Raw genomic sequence first — 22,791 nt, 5'->3', positions numbered from 1 at the left:
TCGGGCCGGCGCTACGCTCAGCCCCGTGGCCAGCCGGAGCATCTACGTCGAGACCGTGATCGACGCCGACGTCGACGCGGTGTGGGCCGCCACGCAGGACCCCCGGCAGCACGTCCGGTGGGACGTCCGGTTCTCCGAGATCGTCCCCGAGCCCGCCGGAACGGACGGGTCCGCGCGGTTCACCTACGTCCGCCGGTCGGCCGTCCATGACGTGCACGGCACCGGCATCTCGATCGGCGAGCGACGACGTGACGACGGCACCCGCACCTCGGCGCTCCGCTTCGCCACCGAGGACCGGCTGTCCCCGATCCGGACCGGCCGCGGCTACTGGCGGTACGTGCCGACCGACGACGGCCGGACCCGGTTCGTCACCGGCTACGACTACGACTCCGGGTGGGGGCCGCTCGACCTCGTCGTCCGGCCGCTCCTCGGGTGGGCGACCGCCTGGAGCTTCGACCGCCTCCGCATCTGGCTCGAGGGCGGCGCCGAGCCGGAGGCGTGGCCGCTCACCAGCGTCCTGGCGGTGTGGCGGCGGGACCGGCCACGGGCCTCCCGGACGTTCCGCGCGCCCGCCGGCGGGACCCGGCGAGCCGACCACCTGCGGGACGCCCCGGCGACCCTCACGACCCTCGCGACCCCGTCCCGACCCGGAGGGACCGCATGACCTCGGTGTTCCAGGAGGCGCTCGGCGCCGACTTCGACCGACTGCACCCGATGATGCAGCGTCGGTTCGGCGTCGGACTCGACGCGGCCGAAGCCTGCGTCGGCCACGGCACCATGCAGTCGATCCGCCGCGGACCCTGGTGGACCGTGCCGTTCCTGCAGATCGGACGGCTCCGGAACATCCTGGTGCCCGACGTCGGCGAGGACGTCCCGTTCACCATCGAGAACTACCCCTACCGCGACGTGCTCGGCCGCGAGACGGTGACCTTCGTCCGGACCTACAGCGTCCGGTCCGGCCGCACCGCACGGTTCGACGCGACGATGGTGCTCGTCGACGGCCGGGTGCTCGACTACCTCGGCTCCCACCAGCACCTGGCGGTCGACCTCGACCTGGCCGTCGACGAGCGCGGTGGGCTCGTCCTGACCTCGGACGCGCAGCGGTTCCACGAGGGGCCGCTGTCGTTCCGGTTCCCGATGCTGTTCAGCGGACGGGCGACCCTGCACGAGTGGTGGTCGGACGAGGACCAGTCGTTCCACGTCGACCTCGAGGTGCTCAACCGGCTGTTCGGGTTCCTCTTCGGCTACCGCGGGTCGTTCACCTGCGAGTGGGTGCCGGCGACGGACGCTCCCGAACGCCTGAAGCCGCGGCGGACCGAGGCGCGGACGTAGCCCTCCGCGTCAGATGTCGAGGACGCCGTCCACCGCTGCACGCCGCGACGGGAAGTGGCCGGTCGCGATGTCCTCCTCCAGGTGGACCGTGACGTACTGCCGGTCGACCGGGTACCCGGCGTCGTCGAAGACCCGGTAGCGCCTGCGGAGCCGCAGGAACGGCACCGCCGTGTGTTCGAACGACACCACCACCTCGGTGTCCGGCCACGACCCCTCGACGTCCACCTGCACCGAGCGGTAGTCGCTCCGCACCCGGGTGACGGTGTCGGTGTCGGCCGACCACATGATGCTCGGTTCGCTGAGCCCGGCGAGCTGCTCGCGGACCGCCGCGACACTGCGCTCGATCGTCTCCGGATCCGGTTCCGACGTCTGCCAGGAGGCTCCGCTCACGCCTGTCAGGTCGAGTCGCCCGACCCAGGGCGCCCGTCGGGCCTGGAGCGCGGCGTCCGCAGCCGACCACACCGCCTCGACTTCCTCGAGGTCTGCTCCGGCGCCCTCGTCCGCAACCGGTACGGAGGTGTGGTGCTCGGTGACGACGACCGACGGCAGGCCCGCTGCGACGTCGACGACGACCTCGCGCGCTTCGTACACGGTGTCCCAGCTGCGCCATGGTCCGCGATCGCCGAACGGCACCTCGACCTGCCGGGGACCGGCGGGGTGGAACCGCAGGGTCATCCGGCCGTCCTCGAACGAGACGGCGTCGACCAGGTGGTCGACCTGCACCGTGGTGCGCTCGTCGGCCGGGGTGATGCGGACGATCTCCGTCGGTGGGGTCGGCAGAGGAGTGCTGACCGGGCCGTCGTCGTCCGCGTCGTCGGCGTCGTCGTCCACCTGGTCGTCGACCTCGTCGCCGCTGCCCGGCTGGCGGCCGAAGCTGACCGTCCACTGGCTGGCAGTGCCGACGATCGTCTCGTCGTCGTCGTCGTCGTCGTCGTCTTCGTCGGTCTCGTCGGTCTCGGCAGGGTTGTCGTCGAGGTCCTCGTCCTCGTCCTCGTCCGGTTCGGTCCACGTGTCGCGGTCGGGCCAGAACGGGGCCACCGGGGCCCACTCGAGCGTCGCGGGGTCGATGCTGGACAGGTCGTCGTCGTCGTCCGTGCCGCTCGTCCCCTCGGTCCAGAACGAGGCGTCGCGCGGATCACCGACCCACAGCCCCTCGGCGTCGACCCCGATCGGTCGCCGGTCCCCGAGTCCCACGGACCGCGGCGGGTGCTCGGGTGACAGGAACACGGCCGTCCCGGACGACTGCTCCACGTCCTCTGATGCGTAGACGACCCACACCCCGGACGGGGTGGCCCAGATGTCCGTCCGCTCGACCGCGCTCGCCGGCAGGGGCGCCGTCGGCCAGGTCAGCCACCGCTGGAACTCGTCGCCCTCGACCACTGCGGCCACCGGCCTGCTGGTGTCCGGGACGATCGTCACCGGTCCGACGGCGACGGCGTCGAGCGGGTCGAGCGGGTCGAGGGGGTCGGGCAGTCCGGGCGCGTCGGTCACGTCGACGACGCTAGCGGCCGCGCCTCGGACCCGTCGCCCCCACCGTCCTCAGCGCGTCGCGACGCTCGCGCGCTCGACGATCCGGTGCGGCACGACGACGGTCCGGACCGGCGCCTCCCGATCCTCGATCCGGCGTTCGAGCAGGTCGAGCGCCGCCGCCGCGAAGTCCCGCCGGTCGAACGACACCGTCGTCAGCGCGGGCACCGCGAACGCGGCCTGGTCGACGTCGTCGAACCCGACGACGCTCACCTGCTCCGGCACCCGGACGCCCCGGCTCGCCAGGACGTGCAGCACGCCGAACGCGATCGAGTCCGTGAACGCGAACACCGCGTTGGGCAGCGGGTTCCGCTCGAGCCATCCGCCGAAGGTCCGTGCCGCTTCCGCGGTCGTCCACGCCGGCAGTGGGACGCGCAGGGACGGGTCGACGGGGACCCGTCGTTCGGTCAGGGCGTCCTCGTGGCCGATCTGGCGCAGCCGTGCGGTGGCGGTGACCGCCTCGCCCCGCTCCGCGCCGACGATCGCGATCCGCCGGTGCCCGTGGTCCAGCAGCATCGTCGTGACCTCACGGGCTGCCGCCCGGCTGTCGACGTGCACCTGGTCCACGTGCTCCGGTTCGACCTCGCCGATCACGACGGTCGGCGGCAGTCCGGCCGCGTTCGCGAGCGTGCTGGCGTCGAGCGACACCGGGTTGAGGACGAGCCCGTCGATCAGGTGCGCCCGCGCCCGCGAGACCAGGTCCCGTTCCCGCTCCGGGTCGGTCGCGGTCTGCTCGAGCTGCACGACCAGGCCACGGTCGTGCGCCAGGACGACGAACCACCGCGCCAGGTCGGCCGAGTACGCGCTCGCGAGCTCCGGCAGCGTCACCGCGATCGCGCCGGTCCGACCGTTCCGCAGCCCCCGGGCGGACAGGTTCGGCACGTACCCGAGTTCGACGACGGCCGCCTCGACGCGGGCGCGGGTCTCCGGGCGCACGACGACACCGCCGTTGACGACGTTGGAGACGGTCTTCGGGGACACCCCCGCGAGGGCGGCCACGTCCCGCACGGTGGCGCGCATGAGAGCACCGTAGCGCGCGGGCCGCAGCCGGTCGGCGGGTCGCCGTGCGTCGGACCCGGCCACGCGACGGACGGGAGGCGCGTCCCGACCGGTCTCGCGCCTCCCGTCCGACAGGCCGTGCGTCGGCACCGCGAGCCGTCAGTCCGTCGTCAACCGGGCCTCCGACGGCGCGTCCCGACCGATCGCGACCGTGGTCTCCGCGCTGCCGGCGCGGACCGCGAACTCGCCGCGGAACCCGCGGAACCGCACGCGTCCCGAGTCGTCCGTGCGGAGGGTCGTGGGCCCCGTCCACCACTCGTCCTTCACCAGGCGACGGAGGGCGTCGTAGGCCGGCTTCGGCGTGCCGTCGGCCCGGACCAGGCCGATCGGTGCGTTCAGCCAGGCGCCTCGGTCCGTGATGCCCCAGTAGGTGATCGCCTCGACCGCGGGGTGCCCGACCAGGCTGCGGTAGTGGCGTTCGAGCTCGTCGGCCTGGCGTGCCTCGCCCTCGGGCGTCGAGGGCCACGAGTCCACCCGGTGGTCGTTGAGGTCGACGATGTGCGCGGGCATCAGGTCACCGGACACGAGCGAGGTCTCGGTCAGGTGCAGCGGCAGACCGTACCGGGCGAAGCGGTCGACCATCGCCAGCATGGTGTCCTCGCCCCAGTAGCCCTGGTGCATGTGGGTCTGCAGGCCGATGGCGTCGATGCCGATCCCGGCCTCCAGCACGCCCTCGATCAGGCACTCGTAGGCATCCGACAGGTCGAAGTCGTTGAGCAGCAGCGTGACGGACGGGTTCGTCGCACGGGCCTCCTCGACGGCCATCCGGATCATCGCGAGGCGGCCGCGGGCCAGGGCGAGGGGCGTGATGCCGTTGTCGCCGTTCGCGAAGTGCGGCATGATCACGACCTCGTTGATCGCGTCCCAGGTGTCGACCAGGCTGGTGAAGTCCCGCACCTCGCGGCGGATCCGCTCGCGCTGCAGGCGCTCGACCTCGTCCGTGTCGAGCCCCAGCAGCCAGTCCGGCTGCACGGTGTGCCAGACCAGCGGGTGCCCCTTCGTCGCGACGCCGCGGTCACGGAACCAGGCGGCCGTCCGCTGCAGTCGCTCGGTGTCGGGGCGGCCGCGCTCGGGTTCGAAGCGGCCCCAGTAGAACGGCAGCGTGGCGGTGTTGAACACGTCGAGCCACAGGTCGGCGAGCTCGGGCGTGCCGACGTCGTCGGGGTCGTGGGCGTCGGGGTCGTTGGCTTCGGGCGCGTCGCCGTTCGCGAGGCCGATGAAGTCGAACCCGATGTTGCCGAAGCCGAACGCGTGGTGCCGCTGTTCCACGACGACCTCGGCACCCGCCAGGGGAGTGCCGTCCGCTCCGGTCAGCGTGACGAGGGCTTCGCCGGTCCGGTGTGCTGTGTCGTGCTGCGTCTCCATCGACGGCCTCCCGCATTTGTTGTGAGCGGGAACTTATCAGGTCGGGGTGGTGGAAGCGAGCGTGTCCCTCCGGGGGCTGTCGCCGCGCGGATGACCTGTCTCCCTCGCACACAACTCGTCACCGGAGCGCGTTCCTCGGTGCTGCCCCAGTCAGTGAACGTCTGCTGGCAGGTCAGGAGCAGCGTGCCGTCCGCGCTTGCTGAGGACTCGGGTGAGTTGTCATCGTTGTCGCCGCCAACCGTGTACCGGTGGGCGACCGGCTGTCGGGCAACTGTCGACGAACGAGTGCGCGCCCGATGGTGCCTGTGCCTGTGCCTGTGCCTGTGCCTGTACCTGTACCTGTACCTGTACCTGTGCCTGTGCCTGTACCTGGGCCCGCTGCACCCGAAGGCCACTCAGTGCGGGGAGCATCGGCACCCACAGCTTGCCTGTCGCGCGACGGGCGGCGTAGAAGAGGGCACCGTCCATGCTGAGGAACGTCACCTGGAACAGGATCAGGCCGATCGGGAGTCCTGCGATCACGAAGCCGACCACGTGGGCGAGACCGAACACCACCGACGAGACGATGAGGACCACGAACTCGGAGTGGTGTGCGCGGAGCGCGGTGACGAGGACCCCGCGGAAGTACAGCTCCTCGCCGACGCCGACGCCGAGCGCCCCGATGAGCACGACGACGATGATCCCGGCCGACACCTCGGACCACGGCACGACGCTGAACAGGATCGCCGTGGCGGTCAGCGACAGAGCCGGCGCTGCGAGCCACCACCAGCGCCGGGGTTACCCGACAGCGACGGAGTGCTCATGCCAGATGTCGGTCCGCCAGCCGGAGCGTCGAGCGAAGAACACTCCGGCGACGATCATGATGCCGACCGGGACCCAGGTGCCGGCGAGCCAGTCTGCGATCGGGTGGTGCTCTCCGTCGACGACGGCGCTGAGCAGGTTCCCGACGCCGGCGGCCATGAGGACGTAGACCACGCAGGCGACGAGGGCGATCCAGAACCGTCGCGGGACCTCGCGACGCTCGACAGGGGGTCGCTGGTCCGCGGTCGGGTAGACCACGTTGACGATTCCGGCGAAGCTGATCAGCCCGTGCCCTTTGGTCCTCGGTGATGGTCGGGCCGGAGCGTACGCTGCAGGTCTGGCGATGAACTCATGCGGACGCTCCTCGTGTACGCGTCTGGTCAGGAGACACGGACGGAGTGGGACAGCACGGTCTGATCGTGGTGCCGTGTGCGTCGTTCCGAGATGAGGAAGACGATGAGGAGAACGACCCCGACCAGGACAACGGCGATGTTGCCGAGCTGGGCGAGGGAAGTGAGGCCGCCGGTCACCGGATGAGTGCCCTGCATGAAGATGCTGGGGTCGGTACTGGCGTGCAGCAGGATCGGCGCGACGATCGTGCGCGTCACCCGCAACGCGAGGTACATGCAGAAGCCGAAGAAGAACGTGTAGACCATCTGCAGCAGCGTGGGTCCGAGTGCCTGACCCGTGAAGAGGTTGCTCCCGTGCAGCAGGGCGAACAGTGCCGCGGAGACCAGACCCACAGCAACCTCGGAGTTCCCCGAGGACCGCATGATGCGGACGACGTAGCCGCGGGTGAGGAGTTCCTCGGAGAAGCCGATCACGAGTCCGGCGAGCAGCCACGTAGCGACCCAATCGACCCCTGCGGCGGAGTAGTCGATGCTGGCGAACCGCAGCAGGTTGAACAGCAGCACGACCACGATCGCGATCCACATCCACCCTCGCCCGCGGGTCGGCTGTCGCTCGAAGGTGCTCCGCAGCCACCGGACGGTTGCCCCGAAACCGACGAGGACGAGGCCGCCGATGAGGACCGGGATGACGATGAGTACGAGCACGTAGCTCGTTGAGTCCGCGTTGCCGATGAAGGGCAGGAACGGTGCCATGAGCAGGGAGGCTGGCTCGTAGATCGCGAGGTAGCCGACGGCGAGGATGAGTGCTTTCCACCACCGCCCGTGATCCCAGAAGCGTGCCCATCCTGATCGTTCAGCAGTGGTGTTCATGGCCGTATCCCCTGGTTCCCATGGCAGACGTGGCTGTGACGAAGTCGACGGCCCGGCCGGTCGTTCCGGCGCCTTTGATCGCACTCTGTCCGCCGCCTCGAACGTAGCAGCGCCGCTGATCCATCGTCCGCGGCGCTCCGACTCATGCCGTCTCACTGACCGATCGGCTACCGCCCGGGAGAACTCGGCCAGCTCGCGCGGTGCAGGGGTGTCGATGACGGTCTGCAGGAGGCGCGGGACGTCGTCCGAGGAAGGCATGCCTCTGTCTCCCTCCGGACCATCGATCGGCTGTCGGGACTGCCGAGGTGTCCGGCGAAGACCGGGCGTCTCGAGTGGACCCGGGCGCCGGGTCGCCGGGTCCTCAGGAACCGGGTGGCGGCGGCGCCGTGCTCGCGCGGACCACGAGGGACGCCGGCAGCTGCACGTGCGCCGGCACGTCGCGGCCGCCGAGCAGTTCCAGCAGCATGCGGAGTGCCTCGGCACCGAGGTCGTGCAGCGGCTGCGCGACCGTCGTCAGCGGGGGAGTGGCGTTCGCGGCCTGGGGCACGTCGTCGAAGCCCACGACGGACAGGTCCTGCGGTACGCGGAGCCCCAGTTCGCCCGCGACCTGCAGCACCCCGATCGCCGAGCTGTCGTTCGCCGCGAAGACGGCGGTCGGCCGGTCGTGGCGCGAGAGCAGTTCGCGGGCGACCTCGGCGGTGGCGGCGGACTGGTAGTCGCCGACGCGGACCAGGTCGGGATCGAAGGGGATGCCCGCGGCCTCGAGGGACTGGCGGTACCCGATCTCACGCAGTTCGGCCGAGGCCAGGTCGGCGCGTCCGCGGATGTGCGCGATCCGCCGGTGCCCGAGGCTGATGAGGTGCTCGGTGGCTGCGCGGGCCCCGCCGACGTTGTCGGAGTCGATGGCGGCGTGGCCCTCGGGCCCGGTGTGCGGGTCGATCGACACGACGGGGATCGGGGTGCTCGCCATCAGGGTGGTCGGGGTGACGACGATCGCGCCGTCGATGAGGGTGCCGGCGAGTCGGGAGAGCGAGCGGCGCTCCCAGCCCGGCCGGGCCTCGCCGCTGACGAGCCCCGCGTACGCGAGCAGCTCGTACCCGGTGCCGTCGGCCGCGGACGAGATGCCCTTGAGCAACTCGGTGGAGAACGGCTCGAACTCGGTGACGAGGATGCCGATCACGTCGGTCCGGCTGCGGCGGAGACTGCGGGCGACCAGGGAGCTCTCGTAGCCCAGCGACTCGATCACGGCGAGCACCCGCTGCGAGGTGGCGGCGGCGACACCGTCACGGCCGTTGATGACCTTCGAGACGGTCGGGACCGAGACGCCGGCGGCCCGCGCGACATCGCTGATGGTGGTCCGACCCCGCAGGGGAGCCGGACGGGCGATGGCATCCACGTCGACACCGTACCCCGCGCCGGGGTCCGCAGCCGCGGAGCGCCACGGACCGAAATCGTTATCGAAATCGATTGACAAGCCGAACGAGCGCCAGGCATGCTCTCCGTGCGGCCTCGCGGTCGCATGTCAACGACGACTACCGAGGGACTCCACAATGACGAGGAAGAACAGGTTCGCGGCGGCCATCGCCATCGCAGCCGGCACCGCACTGCTCGCCACGGGCTGCTCGAGCGGCGGAGCCGCCGACGACGGCAACGGCAAGGTCACCATGACCTTCTGGCACAACTCCACCACCGGACCGGGCAAGGCCTACTGGGCCGACACGGTCAAGGCGTTCGAGGCGAAGAACCCGAACGTCACCATCACGATCCAGGCGATCCAGAACGAGGACCTGGACGGCAAGCTCCAGACCGCGCTCAACTCCGGCGACGGCCCCGACGTGTTCCTGCAGCGCGGTGGCGGCAAGCTCAACGCCATGATCGCCGCCGGGCAGCTGCTCGACATCAAGGACTCGATCAGCGCCGACGCGAAGAAGTCCATCAGCGCCGGCACGTTCTCGGGCTACGACGCGAAGGACGGCACCTACGCCATGCCCGTCGCCGTGCTCCCCGAGGGGATCTGGTACTCGAAGGACCTGTTCGAGAAGGCCGGCATCGACGGCACGCCCACCACCATGGACGAGCTCAACGCCGACATCAGCAAGCTCAAGGACTCCGGTGTCGACCCCGTCGCCGTCGGCGCCAAGGACGCCTGGCCCGCCGCGCACTGGTACTACAACTTCGCGCTCCGCGCCTGCAGCGAGAAGACCCTGACCGGTACCGCCGAGTCCCTGAAGTTCGACAACGCCTGCTGGACCAAGGCCGGCAAGGACCTCGAGGCCTTCAACGACACCAAGCCGTTCAACCAGGGCTTCCTCACCACCGCCGCACAGCAGGGCGCCGGCAGCTCCGCCGGCCTCCTCGCCAACCACAAGGCGGCCATGGAACTCATGGGTGCGTGGGACCCGGGCGTGATCTCCTCCCTGACCCCGGACGCCAAGCCGCTGCCGGACCTCGGATGGTTCCCGTTCCCCGCCGTCTCCGGTGGCAAGGGTGACGCGAAGTCGATGATGGGTGGTGTCGACGGCTACTCCTGCACCGCGAAGGCCCCGAAGAAGGCGTGCACCGACTTCCTCAACTTCATCGTGCAGAAGGACAACCAGGAGGGCTACTACAAGGCCTTCCAGGCGATCCCCGTCAACCAGGACGCCCAGTCCGTCGTGTCGGAGTCGTACCTGAAGACGGCCCTCGCCGCGTACAAGGACGCCCCGTTCGTGTCGCAGTACCTCGACACCCTCTACGGCCAGAACGTCGGCAACGCGCTGAACACCAGCGTCGTGGACGTCCTCGCCGGCAAGGGCAACGCCAAGGACATCGTGACCACCACCAACCAGGCTGCGGCCAAGGGCTGATCATGACCCTCGACACCTCGCTCGGCACGGACCCGGCCACCGGGTCGGACCGCGGCGCGGGGTCCACGCAGGCAGGGCGCGGTGCCTCCTCGGCACCGCGCCCCGCCGGGCGTCGGCCCGCCAAGCGGCTCGCGGACTGGCGGCAGCGGGCGGAGATCGCCGTCCTCGCCGGACCCGCCGTGATCGTCTTCGTCACCTTCGTGATCCTGCCCGTCGGCATGGCCGCGTACTACGGGTTCTTCAAGTGGCAGGGCTACGGCCCGCCCACCGACTTCGTCGGCCTGCAGAACTACGTCATCATCTTCCAGGACCAGGCCTTCCGGTCGGTCCTCATGCACAACGGCTTCATCGTCGTCCTGTCGCTGGTGCTGCAGGGTCCGATCGCGATCGTCCTCGCGCTGCTGCTCAACCAGAAGATGCACGGCCGCGGACTCATCCGTGTGCTGGTCTTCGTGCCCTACGTGATCTCCGAGGTCATCGTCGGCACCGGCTGGAGCCTGCTGCTGCAGTCGAACGGCGCCGTGAACGACATGCTGCAGTCCATCGGACTCGGCGGCCTGCGCGCGGACTGGCTGTCCAACCCGGACATCGCCATCTGGACGCTGCTCGTGATCATCTCGTGGAAGTACATCGGCTTCGCGGTGATCCTGTTCCTCGCCGGCCTGCAGAGCATCCCTGAAGAGCTCTTCGAGGCCGCCGCGATCGACGGCGCCGGCTACTGGCAGATCCAGCGGCGCATCACGCTGCCGCTGCTCGGCCCGACGATCCGCATCTGGGCATTCCTGTCGATCATCGGGTCGCTCCAGCTGTTCGACCTCGTCTACATCATCTGGGGGCAGTACATCGCCTCCACCGCAGGCACCTCGACCATGGCGACCTACATGGTGGGCAACGGCCGCAACTCCGGGAACTACGGCTTCGGCAGCGCCGTCGCCGTCGTGATGTTCATCATCTCCCTGGCCGTCGCGCTCATCTACCAACGATTCGTGCTCCGCCGGGACACCGCGGGCGCGATCACCGAAGGGAAGAAGTGATGGCCACCACGAGCATCGTCGCCCCCGGGCGTCGTGCGACGCGCGAGCGCCGGTCGAGCGCGGCCATCGGTCGCGCGAACCCGCTCACCTACGTCGTGGCGATCCTGTTCGTCGCCGCGAACCTCGCCCCGGTGCTGTACATCGTGCTGGGCGGCTTCCGGACGAACTCGCAGATCACCACGAGCCCCGCGGGCCTGCCGGCACCGTTCGAACTGGGCAACTACGGCTCGGTCCTCAGCAGCTCGATCTTCTGGCAGGAGCTCGGCAACTCGGCGATCAGCGCGATCGCGACGACCGTCGGCGTCGTCGTGCTCGGCCTGATGGTCAGCTACATCCTGGCCCGCTACCGGTTCGCCGGCCGCGGGGCGCTCTACGCCCTGTTCGCCGCCGGCCTGATGTTCCCGATCACCGTCGCGATCACCCCGCTGTACCTGCTCATCAAGGACCTCGGTCTGACGAACAGCCTGGCCGGGGTCGTCCTGCCGCAGATCGCCTTCGCCCTGCCGACGACCGTCATCATCCTGGTGCCGTTCCTCCGGGCGATCCCCGACGAGCTCGAGGAAGCGGCGTCCATCGACGGTGCCAGCCGCCTCGGGTTCTTCTTCCGGATGATCGTGCCGCTGTCCCTGCCGGGCGTCGTCACCGTCGGGATCCTGGCGTTCATCGCCAGCTGGAACAGCTACATCCTGCCGCTGTTCATCCTCAACAACGAGGGCAGCTACACGCTGCCGCTCGGTGTGCAGGCGTTCTCGTCGCAGTACTCCGTCGACACGGCGAAGGTGCTGGCGTTCACGTCGATGTCGATGATCCCCGCGCTGATCTTCTTCACGATCTTCCAGCGCCGGATCGTCGGCGGTCTCACCGGGGCGGTCAAGGGATGACGATCACCAACGACCCGCAGCAGGCGGTCGACCCCGACCGCACCGAGCACGTCCGGACCGAACTGTCGGACCCGGCCACGAGCCTCCCGGCCGTCCCCGAGGTGAGCGAGCGCGTCCGCGACCTGCTCGCCCGGATGACACTCGAGGAGAAGGCGGCGCAGATCGTCGGCTACTGGCTCGACCAGAACGGCGTCGTCGCGCCCATGCAGGGCGAGATGGCGGCGGCGCAGGACGACCGGTCCACGCTGCCCGACGTCACGCGTGACGGCATCGGGCACTACACCCGCGTCTACGGCACCCGGCCGGTGGACGCCGAGGAGCGGGCCGCGTGGCTCTGGCAGGAGCAGCGTCGCCTGAAGCGGGAGACGCGGCTCGGCATCCCCGCGCTCGTCCACGAGGAGTGCCTGACCGGACTGGCCGCTTGGAAGGCAGCGACCTTCCCGACCCCGCTCGCGTGGGGTGCCTCGTTCGACCCCGAACTCGTCGAACAGGTCGGCCGCGCGATCGGCGACTCGATGCGCGAACTCGGCATCCACCAGGGGCTCGCGCCGGTGCTCGACGTCGTGCGCGACCCCCGCTGGGGCCGCGTCGACGAGTGCATCGGTGAGGACCCGTACCTGGTCGGCACGGTCGGCACCGCCTACGTCCGCGGACTGCAGGACGCCGGCGTGCACGCCACGCTGAAGCACTTCCTCGGCTACTCGGCGTCCCGCGCCGGACGCAACCACGCGCCCGTCTCCGCCGGGCCGCGCGAGATCCGCGACGTCTTCCTGCCGCCGTTCGAGATGGCGCTGCTCGACGGTGGTGCCCGCTCGGTGATGAACTCGTACACCGAGACCGACGGTGTCCCGATGGCCGCGAACCCGGACTACCTGACGGGGGTGCTGCGCGAGCAGCTCGGCTTCGACGGCACCGTCGTCGCGGACTACTTCGCGATCGCGTTCCTCGAGGTCATGCACGCCGTCGCCGCCGACCGTGGGGAAGCGGCAGCGCTCGCCCTCGAGGCCGGCATCGACATCGAGCTGCCCACCGGGGACGCGTACCTGCAGCCCCTGCTGGAGCGGGTGCGCTCCGGCCAGCTCGACGAGGCGTACGTCGACCGTGCGGTCCTCCGGGCGCTCGCGCAGAAGGAGGCGCTCGGCCTGCTCGACCCCGAGGCCTACGAGGACGAGCCGCCGACCGGCGTCGACCTCGACTCGCCGCGACACCAGGCGCTCGCCCGGCGTCTCGCCGAGGAGTCGATCGTGCTGCTCGGCAACGACGGGGTCCTGCCGGTCCGGCAGACCCCCGGCACGGTCGCCGTCATCGGGCCGAACGCCGATCGTGCTGAGGCCCTGCAGGGCTGCTACTCGTTCGCGAACCACGTCCTGGCCGCGCACCCCGGGCTGCCGCTCGGGTTCTCGATCCCGACGGTCGCCGAGGCACTCACCGACGCGTTCGCCGGCGCGTCGGTTCGGGTCGTCGAGGGCTGCACGGTCGAGGGGGAGGACCGGACCGGCATCGCCGACGCCGTCGCCGCCGCGACGGAGGCCGAGCTCGCCGTCGTCGTCGTCGGCGACCAGGCCGGCCTGTTCGGCCGCGGCACCGTCGGCGAGGGCAACGACTCCGAGTCGCTCGACCTGCCCGGCGTGCAGCGCGAACTGGTGGAGGCCGTGGTCGCCACCGGCACGTCGGTCGTCCTGGTGCTCCTCACCGGTCGGCCGTACGCCATCAGCTGGGCACTCGACGGCGAAGGACCGCGTCCCGCTGCCGTCCTGCAGGCGTTCTTCCCCGGTGAGGGCGGTGGTCTCGCGATCGCCGACGTCGTCACCGGCCGGGTGAACCCCTCCGGACGACTGCCGGTGTCGCTGCCCCGGTCCGCCGGTGCGCAGCCGTACTCGTACCTGCACCCGGCCCTCGGCGGACCGTCGGACGTCACGGCGACCGACTCCACCCCGGTCCGGCCGTTCGGATTCGGCCTGTCGTACGCGTCCTTCGCGTACGCGGACCTGGTCGTCGACACATCGGTCCGTGCCGGGTCGGCGTTCACCGCCAGCGTCACGGTGACGAACACCGGCTCGGTCGCCGGCGCCCACGTCGTGCAGCTGTTCGGGCACGACGTCGCCGGCTCGGTCACCCGCCCGGTCGTGCAGCTGCTCGGCTACGCCCGCGTCGACCTCGACGCCGGCGCGTCCGCGCGGCTCGCCTTCACGGTCCCCAGCACCCGCCTGGCGTTCAGCGACCGTCGGATGGTCCGGATCGTCGAGCCCGGCGACGTCGAGGTCTGGGTCGGCTCGCACGCGGCGGCCTCGGCCTCCGTGGCGGACGCCGACACCGCGACCGGTGGCGTCATCGTCAACGAGCGCGCCACCGCGGCCCGGGTCCTGCCCGGCACCGCCACACCACGGGCGCTCCTGGCGGTCGAGGGACCCGTGCACGAGGTCACCACCCGCGACGCGCGACTCGTCACCTGGGAGGTCGTCGGCTGACGGGGAACCGGCCGATGACGGCCGCCGCGGGGGAGCGCGGGACCGTCGGACGGGAGGCCCGTGACCAGCTGGTCACGGGCCTCCCGTCCGTCGTGTGGTGGCGGTCGCGGCTGCGGTCGCGGCTGCGCTCGCGAGATGCGCGCGGGCTAGGGTGGCGACGATGAGCAGCGCTGCCGATCCGGCCCGCACGTCCTGGACCGGGCGCCGCGGGCCGCTGCTGACCCTCAGCCTGATCGTCGGCGTGTCGCCCTTCGCGACCGACATGTACATCCCGGGGCTCCCCGCGATCGCCCGTGACCTCGACGTCTCCACCGCCGCCGTCCAGCTCAGCCTGACCGCGTTCCTCGTCGCCTTCGCCGTCGGTCAGATCGTCGTGGGCCCCATCAGCGACGGTGTCGGGCGACGCCGGATCCTGCTCGGCGGGACCGCCCTCTTCGCGGTCGCCGGGCTCGTCTGCGCGATCGCGCCGGACATCGTGACCCTGGTCGCGGCCCGGGTCGTGCAGGGGCTCGGCGGAGCCGCCGGTGCGGTGGCCGGGCGGGCGATGGTCGGCGACGCGGCCACCGGGACGCAGCGCAGCCGGCTGTACTCCACGCTCGCGGTCGTGAACTCCGTCGGCCCGGTCGTCGCTCCGCTCGCCGGCGGCGTCGTCCTGTCGTTCTCGACGTGGCGTGGCGCGTTCGTCGTGCTCGCCGTCCTCGGAACCGTCCTCACGGTCGCGGCCGCACGCCTGCTGCCCGAGACCCTCGTCGAGCCGACACCCGGCGGCCGGTCACCCCGGGCCGTGCTCGGTCGGATGGGGGAGCTGCTGCGCATCCCGCGGTTCCGCTGGTACCTCGTCACCGGGTGCGCGGCGACCATCGGGTTCTTCTCGTACATCGCCACGTCGTCGTTCGTCTTCCAGCAGCAGTACGGCTTCGGCGAGGGGCTCTACACGCTCGTCTTCGCGTCGAACGCCTCGTGCATGATCGTGTCCACCCTGGTGTTCCGGCGGCTCGTCGGCCGTGTCGCCGAGGACCGGCTGTACACGATCGGCCTCACCGTCGGCACCGTCGGGTCGGCGCTCGTCCTGCTCGGCGCGGTCAGCGGTGCCGGCGCGGCCGTGGTCTGGCCGGCGCTGGCACTCGTCACCGCCGCGTGGGGCTGGGTGATCCCGGGATCGATCACGCTCACGCAGGCACTCGGACACCGGCACCCCGGCACAGCGTCGGCGCTCGCCGGCGGCTTGACCTTCGGGCTCGGCGGTTCGGCCACGCCGCTGGCCGGTGCACTCGGCGGGACCGCGACGGCGATGGGCGGCATGATGGCGGGGTTCATCGCGCTTGGGTTGGTCGTGCAACTCTGGGCATCGGCGCGGGACCGGCAGGCGTCCGTCGCTCGCTGACACGTCATCGTGCGGGGCGTCCCTAGGGTGGAGCGATGCCGACGTTGAACCGCATGCCCGTCCTGCTCGCCACCGGCTCGATCGCGATCCCCGTCGCCGAGGCCCTGGTCGCCCTGCCCTCCGCCGTGCTGCAGCGGATCGAGGCGTCTCCCATCGACCCGGACCTGGCGGACACTGCGGCGTTCTCGGAGGCCTACGGCTTCCCCGTGTCCGGCGGCGCGAACTGCATCGTCGTCGCGGGCAAGCGCGGTGACACGGTGACGTACGCCGCGTGCGTGGTGCTCGCGTCAACGAAGCTCGACGTCAACCGGACCGTCAAGGGGCTGCTCGGCGTTCGGAAGGTCAGCTTCGCGCCGATGGACGACGCCGTCGAGCGCACCCGGATGGAGTACGGCGGGATCACGCCCATCGGGCTGCCCGCCGACTGGGCCGTGTACGTCGACTCCCGGGTGCTCGAGGTGCCCGAGGTCGTCATCGGGGCAGGCGTCCGCGGGGCGAAGCTGTTCCTGCCGGGTGCGGTGCTCGCCGAACTGCCGCGGGTCGAGGTCGTCGAGGGGCTGGCGGTCGACCCGGCCGAGCCGGCCGAGCCGGTCGCTGCGGCTGACGCCGACGGGCCGTCGGCCTGAGCGGAGCCGGTCAGTCCTGCGGTCGGACCAGGCAGAACGGATGTCCCGCCGGGTCGAGGTAGACCCGGAAGGTGTCGGTGCCCTGGCCGGTCGCTCGTGCTCCGATCGCCAGGACCGCCTGTTCACCGACGTCGAGGTCGTCGACCCTCACATCGAGGTGGATCTGCTGCGGGACGCTCTGCCCCGGCCAGTCCGGCGCCCGGTAGTCGTCGACGCGTTGGAGGGCGAGCAGCGGACGGTGCCCGGCGAAGGGCAGGACCACCTCGGCCCAGTCCTCGTCGAAGGCGACGATCTCCCCGCCGAGGAGTTCGGCGTAGAAGCGGGCGAGGGCGCGGGTGTCCGGGCAGTCCAGGACGACGACGTCGAGTGTGCCGATCATGGCGGTCACCGTAGTCCTGGTCGGCCGGACGGGGTCAGGGGCTCGTGGCCGTCAGCGGCTGGCGGCGGTCAGCGCCTTCGTGATCCGCTGCAGCGACACGGTCTCCGCAGTGCCGAGCTCCTGCGCGAACAGGCTGAGACGGAACTCCTCGAGCATCCACCGGGCGTGCACGAGTTCCGGGTGCGAGCCGACCGACGGCGGGAATGTCCCACCGGCTTCGACGTACCGCTCGGTCGCCCCGGTGACCTCGCGCATCCACGAGGCGTCACGCCCCGGGTTCTGCAGCAGCTTCGTCACCCGTGCCTCGATGCCCTGCAGGTACACGCGGATGCGGCGGAGGCGGTCGAGTCCGGCCACCGAGACGAACCCGGCGAACACCAGTCGTTCCATCTGCTGCCGCATGTCCGACAGCGCCGGCAGCAGCGCCATGTTGGTTGCCTGCTTCATCGCCCGTTCGGCGTTCCGCTGCGCCGTCAGGACGGCGGCGACCTCGGACACGGCGGTGAACATCGTGTCGACGACCGTCGCGGACACGGTGTCCCGCACCTGGTCGAACGCGGCCCGCGTGAACACCAGCCCGTCGGGATGCGACCGGCGGATGCCGGCATCCACCACGGCGGCCAGGACGTCGTCGAAGAGCGCGTTCGTCGACGGGTACGGGCTCGCGGCCAGGGCGAGCTTCTCCTGCGCGGTGAGGTGCTGCTGGATGTACGACACCGGGGACGGCACGGCGAGCATCACGAGGCGGCGGACCCCGGCGGGCATCTGCACGGCCCGGTCGCCGGGCGTCGCGAGGAGTTGCACGCCGACGGTCGCCTTCGGGCCGGAGCCCTCCTCGACCAGGGCCGGGTAGGCGCGGATGACACCACCCGCCTGCTTCGTGTCGAGGACCTCCGGCAGGTCCTGGTCCGGCCACGCGGAGAGGCCGGACCGCTCGATGCGGCGGCCGGAGCCGGCGTCGGCGACGCGGGACGAGCCTCCCGACCGTTGGGTGGCGGCGGCGACGCTCTGCTGCGTGCGGTCCTTCAGCTTGGTCTGCAGCGCGGACAGGTCCTTGCCGGCCTCGACCCGGCGGCCGCGTTCGTCGACGACCGCGTAGGTCGGCAGCAGGTGTGACGGCACCCGAGACATGTCGAAGTCGGACTCCGCGACCGGCACGTGCACGAGCCGCTGGATCGTCTTCGCGAGCGTCGCCCGGAAGCTCTCGGTCGGCGTCGTCGGGGCGTCGGCGGGCAGCTCGGTGACGATCTTCTCGGCCCAGTCCGCTGCGGGCACGACGTTCTTGCGGATCTGCTTCGGCAGCGCCTTGATGAGTGCGGTCACCAACTCCTTGCGGAGGCCACGCACCTGCCAGTCGAAGCCCGCTTCGCGCATCCGGGGCAGGACGGCGAGCGGCACCTGCACACTGACACCGTCGTCCTCGGCACCCGGCTCGAAGCGGTAGCGGACGGCGAGACGCTGGTCGCCGCTCCGCCACTGTGTCGGGTACTCGGCGTCGTCCTCGGCGGCGGAGGCAGCCGATTCGTCGAGCAGGTCCTCGCGACGCATCGTGAGGAGGTCCGGCTGGTCACGCCGGGTCCGCCGCCACCACCCCTCGAAGTCCCGTGTGGTCGCGATCTCGGCCGGGATGCGCGCGTCGTAGAACTCGACGACCGTCTCGTCGTCGAGCAGGATGTCGCGCCGTCGCGTGCGCTCCTCGAGCTGTTCGAGTTCGCGGCGGAGCTTCCGGTTCGCCCGGTCGAACGCCTGCTGCGACTCCCACTCACCCTCGACCAGGGCGTGCCGGATGAACAGTTCGCGGGAGTGCACCGGGTCGATCCGGTTGTACTGCACGCGTCGGCGCTGGACGATCGGGACCCCGAACAGCGTGACGCGCTCGTAGGCGACGACGGCACCCTGCTTCTTCTCCCAGTGCGGTTCGCCGTAGGTGCGCTTGAGCAGGTCGCCGGCCAACGGTTCGACCCAGGCGGTGTCGATGCGGCCGACGGTTCGAGCGAACAGCCGACTCGTCTCGACGAGTTCGGCCGCCATCACCGCGTCCGGCTGCTTCTTCGCCAGGACGCTGCCGGGGAAGACCACGAACCGGGTGTTGCGCGACCCGAGGTAGTCGCGCTTCTCGCGGTCGCGGAGCCCGATCTGGCTGAGGAGACCCGCGAGCAGCGCACGGTGCACCGAGTCCGGGTCGTCCTTGCGTTCCGTGCCGACGTGGATGCCGACCTGTTTGGCCGCTCGGGAGAGCTGGCGGTACAGGTCCTGCCACTCGCGGATCCGCAGGTGGTTGAGGAACTCCGCCTTGCACATCCGGCGGAACGCACTCGACGACAGCTCGTCCTGCTTGTCCTCCAGGTAGTTCCAGAGGCCGAGCAGCGTCAGGAAGTCACTCGTCGGATCGGCGAAGCGACTGTGCAGCTGGTCCGCCTGTGCACGCTTCTCGAGCGGGCGCTCGCGGGGGTCTTGGATGCTCAGCGCCGAGACGATCGCGATGACCTCGCGCCCGACACCCTGCCGGCTGGCCTCGAGCACCATCCGGCCGAGCCGCGGGTCGATCGGCAGGCGCGTGAGCTGCTTGCCGGTCTTCGTGATCGCGCCCTCGGTGTCGACGGCACGGAGTTCGCGGAGGAGGTCCAGACCGTCCTTCACACCCCGGGAGTCCGGCGGCTGCAGGAACGGGAACGACTCGATGTCGCCGAAGCCGAGCGAGATCATCTGCAGGATGACCGCGGCGAGGTTCGTCCGCAGGATCTCCGGGTCGGTGTACTCCGGGCGACGGTCGAAGTCGTCCTCGGAGTACAGCCGGATCGCGATGCCCGCACTCGTGCGACCGGCACGGCCGGAGCGCTGGTTGGCGGACGCCTGCGAGATCGCCTCGATCGGCAGCCGCTGCACCTTCGCACGCGGGGAGTACCGCGAGATGCGGGCGGTGCCGGTGTCGACGACGTACTTGATGCCGGGGACGGTCAGTGAGGTCTCGGCCACGTTCGTCGCGAGCACGACACGTCGCCGGAGGCCCGGCGTGTTCGACCGCTGGAACACCCGGTGCTGGTCGGCCGCGGACAGCCGTCCGTACAGCGGCAGGACCTCGGTGCCCGGGTAGTGCTTGCCCTCGATGGCGTCCTGCGCGTCACGGATCTCGTTCTCGCCGGACAGGAACACCAGGACGTCGCCCGGCGCTTCCTGCGCGAGCTCGTCGAGTGCGTCGGTGATGCCCTGCAGGGTGTCGCGGTCGTCGGCGTTGCTGCCGCTGTCGCCGGTGCGGGAGTCGGACTCGTCGTCATCGGAGTCGTCGCCGGTGTCCTCGGCCACGAGCGGCCGGTACCGGATCTCCACCGGGTAGGTGCGACCGGAGACCTCGATGATCGGGGCGTCGTCGAAGTGCTTCGAGAAGGACCCCGGGTCGATCGTGGCGCTCGTGATGATGAGCTTGAGGTCGGGGCGCCGTGCGAGGAGCCGCTTCAGGTACCCCAGCAGGAAGTCGATCGTCAGGGACCGCTCGTGTGCCTCGTCGATGATGATCGTGTCGTACCGCTTCAGGTCGCGGTCGAAGTGGATCTCGTTGAGCAGGATGCCGTCGGTCATCACCTTGATGCGGGTGTCCGAACTGACCCGGTCCGTGAAGCGCACCTGGTAGCCGACGAGTCCGCCGAGCTCACCGCCGAGTTCCTCGGACACCCGCTCGGCGATCGTGCGCGCTGCGATGCGTCGGGGCTGGGTGTGGCCGATGCTCTCGCGCCCGAGCTCGAGGCAGATCTTCGGCAGCTGCGTCGTCTTGCCCGACCCGGTGGCGCCGGCGACGATGACGACCTGGTTGTCGCGGATCGCGGCGGCGATGTCGTCCCGCCGCTGCGAGACGGGCAGCTCGGGCGGGTACGTGATGACGGGGGGATTCGACATGAGCATTCCAGGATACCGTCCGGGCGCGCCGCGGTCAGCCGTGCCGGAGCGCGAGCTGGCCGGCCAGGTCGTCCGCGTTCCGCGCCGGGAGCGCACACACACGGTCGTGGCAGACGTAGGTCACGCCGTCGAGAGCGTCGCGACCCTCGAACAACGAGAAGCCCGCCGCGGCCCACTCCGCCGCCTGGGCCCGGGTGAGGACGGCGACGAGTGTTCCCGGACGCCGTGCCGTCCGGACGGCGGCGAGCATGCCCGCGACCGTGGCGTCGGCCCGCTCGTCGGCGACGACCACGACCTCTCGTGAGGGCCGCTGCAGCGCGAGCGCCAGGCCCAGGGCGTCGGCATGCCCGAGCGGTTGCTCCACGCCCGTCTGCGCACGCTCCGCGATGAGCCGCTCGGCCGCGCGGCGTGCCTCGTGGTCGCCGGTGAGGGTGGCGAGCAGCGCGGCGGCTGCGGCCAGCGCGACCGTCCCCGAGCGCAGGGCCGTCTGCGGCTGCTCACCGGTGGCGGTGCCGGCAGCGGCCAGGACCGGGTCGACGTCGAGCGCACCCGAGAGCCCGTCGTCCACCAGGGTGCGTGCGGTCGTCGCGTACCGCAGCTCACCGGTCGCGAGGGCGAGTTCGAGCAGTCCCTCGGCGAGCAACCCCAGGTCCTCCACCGTCGGCGGCGCGGCCGAGACACCCCGCGGCGTGCTCGATCGGACGACGACGTGGCCGTCCCGGAGGTGCCCGTCGATCACGGCGTCCGCGGCCGCACGCGCGAGGGCGATCATCTCGTCGTCACCCGTTCGGATGCCGGCCAGCACGAGCCCCCGGATCGCGAGACCGTTCCACCCGGTCAGCACCTGGTCGTCGAGCGGCGGCGGGTCCAGTCGCCCGCGTTCGTCGACGGGCAGCCGGTACCACTCGCCCTCGACCCGCCGACCGTCGATGGTCGACTCGCTGTCCTGCGCCGCGACGAAGGCACCGTCCGACTGCCGCAGGGTGTCCCGGAGGAAGTCCGCGATGCCCCGGGCTCGGTCACCGTCGACCACCGCCAGCAGGCCGGCGTTGTCGTACAGCATGCGCTCGTAGTGCGGGACGGACCAGTCCCGACGGGTCGCGTACCGGAACACCCCGCCGTCGGCGTCCGTCAGCTCCGACCCGGCGATGGCGTCCAGCGCGCGAGCGAGCAGCGCGCCGGCAGCCACGTCGCCGTCCGCTGCCGCGTCACCGAGGAACTCGAGCAGCGGGGCGTTCGGGAACTTCGGCGCTCCACCGAACCCGCCGTAGGTGACGTCCTCGGCACGCTCGAGGTCCGCCACGACCCCGTGGATCGCATCGACCGACGGGAGGCCCGCCCCACCCCCGTCAGGCTGCGCCGCCTGGGCAGTGGCCGCGTCCGCCGCGGCACCCTGCCGGATCGCCCCCGCGACGGCTGCCGCGTTCGCGTCGACCTCGTGACGACGGTCCCGCCACGCGTCGAGCACCGCGGCCGTGACCTGACGGAACGAGGGGTGCTCGCCGACCGGCTGCGGCGGGTAGTAGGTCCCCGCGTAGAACACCTGCGCGTCGGGCGTCATGAACACGGTCAACGGCCACCCGAGCTGTCCCGTGAAGGCGCTCGCCGCGGCCATCGCACTCGAGTCGACGTCCGGGCGCTCTTCACGGTCGACCTTCACGGCGACGAAGTCCTGCCGGAGCATCGCGCCGATCTCCGGGTCGGAGAAGCTCTCGCGCGCCATGACGTGACACCAGTGGCACGTGGCGTACCCGATCGACACCAGGACGGGCACGTCGCGCTCCCGTGCCTCGGCGAAGGCGTCCGCACCCCATTCGCGCCAGTCCACCGGGTTGTCGGCGTGCTGGCGGAGGTAGGGGCTGACGGCGGTCCCGAGCCGATTGTCGTTCATGCACCCAGCGTGCCCCGCGTGCCCTGTGTGGGCGGCCCTCCAGACCGATCTGTGGAGGAACCGCCGCTGTCCACAGCTCGGTGCGAC

18 protein-coding genes are annotated in these 22,791 nt (G+C 71.1%); 8 read left to right on the top strand and 10 right to left on the bottom strand.

The features are described 5' to 3' along the window. Nucleotides 1–25: 25 nt before the first annotated feature. Nucleotides 26–664, top strand: a complete 639-nt coding sequence (locus E9228_RS15480; RefSeq protein ID WP_341849916.1) for an SRPBCC family protein — start codon at nt 26–28, stop codon at nt 662–664. Next, on the top strand, nt 661–1,332 hold the full coding sequence (locus E9228_RS15475; protein ID WP_166781443.1) for a DUF4166 domain-containing protein: 672 nt from the start codon (nt 661–663) through the stop codon (nt 1,330–1,332). The genes E9228_RS15480 and E9228_RS15475 overlap by 4 nt, the downstream gene beginning before the upstream one ends. Nucleotides 1,333–1,341: 9 nt before the next feature. Here E9228_RS15475 and E9228_RS15470 read toward each other — a convergent pair whose 3' ends face one another. The 7 genes from E9228_RS15470 to E9228_RS15440 all read right to left on the bottom strand — a co-directional run bounded on the left by E9228_RS15470 (nt 1,342) and on the right by E9228_RS15440 (nt 8,700). After that, the gene (locus tag E9228_RS15470; RefSeq protein ID WP_166781442.1) at nt 1,342–2,823 is read right to left on the bottom strand and encodes a hypothetical protein; all 1,482 of its coding nucleotides are present in this window, start codon (nt 2,821–2,823) and stop codon (nt 1,342–1,344) included. A gap of 48 nt (nt 2,824–2,871) precedes the next feature. Further along, the gene (locus E9228_RS15465) at nt 2,872–3,879 is read right to left on the bottom strand and encodes a LacI family DNA-binding transcriptional regulator (RefSeq protein ID WP_166781441.1); all 1,008 of its coding nucleotides are present in this window, start codon (nt 3,877–3,879) and stop codon (nt 2,872–2,874) included. Between the two features lie 138 nt (nt 3,880–4,017). After that, nucleotides 4,018–5,283 carry an endo-1,4-beta-xylanase gene (locus E9228_RS15460; protein ID WP_166781440.1) on the bottom strand — a complete coding sequence of 422 codons (1,266 nt, stop codon included), beginning with the start codon at nt 5,281–5,283 and terminating at the stop codon, nt 4,018–4,020. A 219-nt stretch (nt 5,284–5,502) separates the two neighbouring features. Then, complete coding sequence (locus tag E9228_RS15455) at nt 5,503–5,991, bottom strand: CPBP family glutamic-type intramembrane protease (protein WP_166781439.1); 489 nt, start codon at nt 5,989–5,991, stop codon at nt 5,503–5,505. Nucleotides 5,992–6,060: 69 nt separating this feature from the next. Then, nucleotides 6,061–6,342, bottom strand: a complete 282-nt coding sequence (locus tag E9228_RS15450; RefSeq protein ID WP_166781438.1) for a hypothetical protein — start codon at nt 6,340–6,342, stop codon at nt 6,061–6,063. A 122-nt stretch (nt 6,343–6,464) separates the two neighbouring features. Further along, a complete protein-coding gene (locus E9228_RS15445) occupies nt 6,465–7,304 on the bottom strand; it encodes a CPBP family intramembrane glutamic endopeptidase (protein ID WP_166781437.1) in 840 nt (279 codons plus the stop codon). 361 nt (nt 7,305–7,665) lie between these two features. Further along, entirely contained in the window at nt 7,666–8,700 is a 1,035-nt protein-coding gene (locus tag E9228_RS15440; protein WP_341849915.1) for a LacI family DNA-binding transcriptional regulator, read from the bottom strand. A gap of 154 nt (nt 8,701–8,854) precedes the next feature. Between E9228_RS15440 and E9228_RS15435 the strand changes: the two genes are divergently transcribed. The 6 genes from E9228_RS15435 (at nt 8,855) to E9228_RS15410 (ending at nt 16,543) form a co-directional block, all read left to right on the top strand. Then, nucleotides 8,855–10,150, top strand: a complete 1,296-nt coding sequence (locus tag E9228_RS15435) for an ABC transporter substrate-binding protein (RefSeq protein WP_166781436.1) — start codon at nt 8,855–8,857, stop codon at nt 10,148–10,150. A gap of 2 nt (nt 10,151–10,152) precedes the next feature. After that, the gene (locus E9228_RS15430) at nt 10,153–11,184 is read left to right on the top strand and encodes a carbohydrate ABC transporter permease (RefSeq protein WP_166781435.1); all 1,032 of its coding nucleotides are present in this window, start codon (nt 10,153–10,155) and stop codon (nt 11,182–11,184) included. Beyond that, nucleotides 11,184–12,065: a carbohydrate ABC transporter permease gene (locus E9228_RS15425; RefSeq protein WP_166781434.1), complete on the top strand. Its 882-nt coding sequence runs from the start codon at nt 11,184–11,186 to the stop codon at nt 12,063–12,065. Before E9228_RS15430 ends, E9228_RS15425 begins: the two co-directional genes overlap by 1 nt. Next, entirely contained in the window at nt 12,062–14,533 is a 2,472-nt protein-coding gene (locus tag E9228_RS15420; protein WP_166781433.1) for a beta-xylosidase/alpha-l-arabinosidase, read from the top strand. The genes E9228_RS15425 and E9228_RS15420 overlap by 4 nt, the downstream gene beginning before the upstream one ends. A gap of 160 nt (nt 14,534–14,693) precedes the next feature. Continuing rightward, on the top strand, nt 14,694–15,917 hold the full coding sequence (locus E9228_RS15415; protein WP_166781432.1) for a multidrug effflux MFS transporter: 1,224 nt from the start codon (nt 14,694–14,696) through the stop codon (nt 15,915–15,917). Nucleotides 15,918–15,952: 35 nt separating this feature from the next. Beyond that, a complete protein-coding gene (locus tag E9228_RS15410) occupies nt 15,953–16,543 on the top strand; it encodes a YbaK/EbsC family protein (RefSeq protein WP_166781431.1) in 591 nt (196 codons plus the stop codon). Nucleotides 16,544–16,553: 10 nt separating this feature from the next. Here E9228_RS15410 and E9228_RS15405 read toward each other — a convergent pair whose 3' ends face one another. The 3 genes from E9228_RS15405 to E9228_RS15395 are packed head-to-tail and all read right to left on the bottom strand — an operon-like array spanning nt 16,554 to nt 22,704. Beyond that, the gene (locus E9228_RS15405) at nt 16,554–16,922 is read right to left on the bottom strand and encodes a VOC family protein (RefSeq protein ID WP_208386344.1); all 369 of its coding nucleotides are present in this window, start codon (nt 16,920–16,922) and stop codon (nt 16,554–16,556) included. 51 nt (nt 16,923–16,973) lie between these two features. Continuing rightward, on the bottom strand, nt 16,974–20,813 hold the full coding sequence (gene hrpA, locus E9228_RS15400; RefSeq protein WP_166781429.1) for an ATP-dependent RNA helicase HrpA: 3,840 nt from the start codon (nt 20,811–20,813) through the stop codon (nt 16,974–16,976). Between the two features lie 34 nt (nt 20,814–20,847). After that, nucleotides 20,848–22,704, bottom strand: a complete 1,857-nt coding sequence (locus E9228_RS15395; RefSeq protein ID WP_166781428.1) for a thioredoxin domain-containing protein — start codon at nt 22,702–22,704, stop codon at nt 20,848–20,850. Nucleotides 22,705–22,791 lie beyond the last annotated feature (87 nt).

This window comes from Curtobacterium salicis, from assembly GCF_011759505.1.
Classification (GTDB): domain Bacteria; phylum Actinomycetota; class Actinomycetes; order Actinomycetales; family Microbacteriaceae; genus Curtobacterium; species Curtobacterium salicis.
The sequence above is the reverse complement of the archived record's forward strand: the minus strand, read 5'-3'. Positions and strand labels throughout refer to the sequence as shown.